A 2455-nucleotide genomic window follows, 5' to 3' on the forward strand; every position below is an offset into this window, starting at 1 on the left:
CTCTTCCCCACCCCTCTCCCCGTCGGCCTCCTCCCACGCCGCCCGCCTGCTCCGGGGCCTGACAGGCCCCGTGGAATGGCGGCCCCCTTGGGGTTAGGAAGGACGCCATGGCGCATCCCGTGAGCTACGAGGCGACGACCGAGACCTTCGACTCGCTCGTCCTGGAACCCCGAGACGAGCTGGTGGTGGTGGACTTCTGGGGCCCCGGCTGCCCGAATTGCGACATCTACGCGGCGTCCGAACCCGGTCTGCTGGCGGAGCTGGAGGGCGCGCCCATGCGCGTCGTCAAGGTCAACGCCTACGAGCACGAGGCCCTGGCCACCCGCTTCGGCCTGCACGGCATCCCCACCTTCCTGCTGTTCCTCAACGGGCAACGGCTGGGGAAGATGAGCCAGTACTACGGCAAGCCGTACTGGCTGGGCGTCATCCGCGACCACCTGCCCAGGGCCCCGACCCCCGCCAGCGCGTCCTAGGTCGGGCCCGGCTCACTGGTAGCCGCGCGCCTGCAACCGGAACAGGTGCGCATACCGCCCGTCCAGCGCCATCAGCTCGTCGTGGCTGCCCAGCTCCTGCACCGTGCCGTTGTGCAGCACGGCGATTTGATCCGCCATGCGCACCGTGGAGAAGCGGTGTGAAATCACGATGGCGATGCGGTCCGCGGCCAGCGCCTGGAAGCGCTCGAACAGCGCGTGCTCCGCCTCCGCGTCGATGCTGGCGGTGGGCTCATCCAGGATGAGCACCTCCGCGTCGTCGCGCATGAAGGCGCGGGACACCGCCAGCTTCTGCCACTGGCCGCTGGACAGTTCCTGGCCCTTCTCGAACCAGCCGCCGAGCATCGTGTCGTACTGGCCGGGCAGCGCCGCGATGACCGAGTTCGCCCCGCCCTGCTCCGCCGCGCGCTCGATGCGCGGCCGGTCCTCCAGCGCGTCCACGTGCCCCAGGCCGATGTTCTCCGCCACGCTGAACTGGTAGCGCACGAAGTCCTGGAACACCGCCCCGAAGCGGCTGCGCAAATCCCCCACGTCCATCGCCGCCGTGTCCACGCCGCCGTAGCGGATGGTCCCTTCCGTCGGCTCGTACATGCGCAAGAGCAGCTTCACCAACGTGCTCTTGCCCGCGCCGTTCTCCCCCACCAGCGCCAGCTTCTGGCCGGGTTTGAGCGTCAGGTTCACGTTGCGCAGCGCCCACGCGTCCTTGCCCGCGTAGCGGAAGGACACGTCGCGCAGCTCGATGGCGTTGGTCCGGCCTCGCGGCGGCTGGAGGGCCGGCAGCACGTTCGGCGTCTCACCCGTGGTGGGGATGTCCAGGTAGGCGAAGAGGTTGCTCATGAAGAGCGCGTCCTCGTACATGGAGCCCACGCTGGTGAGGATGCCCTGGAACGCGGCCTGCCCCTGCCGGAACACGGACAGGTACAGCACCATGTCGCCCACGGAGATGCCGCCCGCCGCCGCGCGGCTCGCCACGAAGAGGTAGCAGCCGTAGAAGGCCGCCAGCGACAGCAGGCCCAGCCCCAGGCCCCACGCCATGCGCTTGCGCGCGAGCGCCCGGTCCTCCGCGAAGAACTTCTGGAACAGCGTGCGGTAGCGCCCCAACACCAGCGGCCCCAGGCCGAAGAGCTTCACCTCCTTCACGGTGCTGTCGCGCGTGAGGATCCACTCCAGGTAGTTGAGCTTGCGGCCCTCCGGAGCCCGCCACGAATAGAGCCGGAAGCCCTCCGCCGCCAGCCGCGCCTCCGCGATGAAGGCGGGGATGGACGCGGCCAGCAGCACGAGCACGCTCCACGGCGACAGCGCCACCAGCAGCACCGCGTAGGTGGACAGGGTGATGACGTTGCGCACGATGCTGAAGGCCTGCATCACCAGCGACAGCGGCCGCGCGTTCGCCTCGCGCCGCGCGTTCTGCATCTTGTCGTAGGTGTCCGAGTCCTCGAAGTGCTTGAGCTCCAGCTCCAGCGCCTTCTGGAGGATGCGCTCGTTGAGCAGGTTGCCCAGGTGCGCGCGCAACAAGTCCCGGGTGAGCGTCAGGCCGCGGTCCACCACCGCGGAGCCCACCATCAGACCGAACTCCAGCGCCACCAGCCCCAGCACCCGCGAATGCGCCGTGGTGTCGCCCTGCGCGGAGGCCACCACCGTGTCCACGATGAGCTTGCCCACCCACGCGATGCCCGCCGGCAACACCGCCGCCACCAGCGTGAGCAGCCCCAGGACCACCGCGCCCCGGGGGCTCGCCCGCCAGAAGAGCTGGAAGGTGCCGGGCAGCTGCTTGAAGAGGACGCCCGCGTTCTTCAGGCGGGCGCGGAGCGACGGGGGGGCTTGCGTGACGGGAGGTGCCAAGGTGCCGCCCCTCATAACGCGCTACCGCCCGCCGCGCTGGCCTGCGCACCCCACTTTTCCGTGGACGCGGGAGGCTCCCCCCGCGCGAACGCCCGCGCGCCTGGAGGCGGGCGGCTTCGCCT

At 70.2% G+C, this 2455-nt stretch carries 2 protein-coding genes; one reads left to right on the forward strand and one right to left on the reverse strand.

Annotated elements, in window-relative coordinates; translation table 11 throughout:
• The first annotated feature begins 107 nt into the window (after positions 1–107).
• Positions 108–473: a thioredoxin family protein gene (locus D7Y13_RS40815; protein WP_120538388.1), complete on the forward strand. Its 366-nt coding sequence runs from the start codon at positions 108–110 to the stop codon at positions 471–473.
• A gap of 12 nt (positions 474–485) precedes the next feature.
• On the opposite strand, the gene D7Y13_RS40820 is transcribed toward D7Y13_RS40815, so the two are convergent.
• Positions 486–2348: an ABC transporter ATP-binding protein gene (locus D7Y13_RS40820; protein ID WP_120538389.1), complete on the reverse strand. Its 1863-nt coding sequence runs from the start codon at positions 2346–2348 to the stop codon at positions 486–488.
• Positions 2349–2455 lie beyond the last annotated feature (107 nt).

It is taken from the genome of Corallococcus praedator (assembly GCF_003612125.1).
Taxonomy (GTDB): domain Bacteria; phylum Myxococcota; class Myxococcia; order Myxococcales; family Myxococcaceae; genus Corallococcus; species Corallococcus praedator.

Bases quoted from the DNA above. Each gene is read 5' to 3' on its own strand.
- D7Y13_RS40815 (WP_120538388.1), top strand. From the start codon at position 108: ATGGCGCATCCCGTGAGCTACGAGGCGACGACCGAGACCTTCGACTCG.
- D7Y13_RS40820 (WP_120538389.1), bottom strand. From the start codon at position 2,348: ATGAGGGGCGGCACCTTGGCACCTCCCGTCACGCAAGCCCCCCCGTCG.